Raw genomic sequence first — 707 nt, forward strand, 5'->3', positions numbered from 1 at the left:
AGCCGATGCCGCTCGGCGACGACCCAGTCGTCGAAATAGCCAGGCAGCAGCTCACCGCCATAGTGGGACGGGTTGCGAGTCGCCTCGAAGTCCTGCACGTCGGACGAGAGCGAACCGGGCAACAGCGAGACCTGCAGGCGGTCGGCGTTGAAGAGCGGCGCCTCGTCGGTTTCGAGCAGGGCGCGCAGCGTGGACAGGGTCTGGCGCAACCGGTTGCGGCCGACGTCCAGTTCGACACCCGGCCACAGCAGCTCGACAAGTTCCTCGCGCGGATGCTGGCGCCTGGGCGCCAGCGCGAGGCGGGCCAGCAGCAGCACGCTGGCGCGGCTGGGCAGGCGGGTCAGCTCGACGCGGCCGGCCCGCTCGATCTCAAAACCACCGAGCAGGCGCAGACGGAGCATGGGTTCAGAACAGCCACCAGACGAACAAGCCGCCAAAAATCAGCCACTGCAAGCCGTAGTAGGCGAAGCGGCTCCTTGCCTTGATGCGCTTGCCGAACAGGCGCACCTGCTGCACGTAGCCGAACAGCCTGTTGATGCCGCCGGTCTTGTCGGTGTCCGAGTTGGGGGCGGCTGCGGCGCGGATCAGCGTGTGGCTGATGAAATGGTTGAACCAGCGCGCCACCGGGTTGTTGAGCGGCCGCTCGACGTCGCAGAACAGGATGATGCGCATCACGTCCGACTGGTTCTCTGCGTAGTGCAGATAGG

The 707-nt window shown here is 66.5% G+C and carries 1 protein-coding gene and 1 pseudogene; both read right to left on the bottom strand.

The features are described from left to right. A partial coding sequence (locus tag AC1DU6_RS33990; protein ID WP_477862815.1) for an AfsR/SARP family transcriptional regulator occupies positions 1–401 on the bottom strand: 401 nt, incomplete at its 3' end. 4 nt (positions 402–405) lie between these two features. After that, positions 406–707 (bottom strand): annotated as a pseudogene (locus AC1DU6_RS33995) (lipid A hydroxylase LpxO); the annotation flags it as partial.

It is taken from the genome of Roseateles sp. P5_B10 (genome assembly GCF_056400485.1).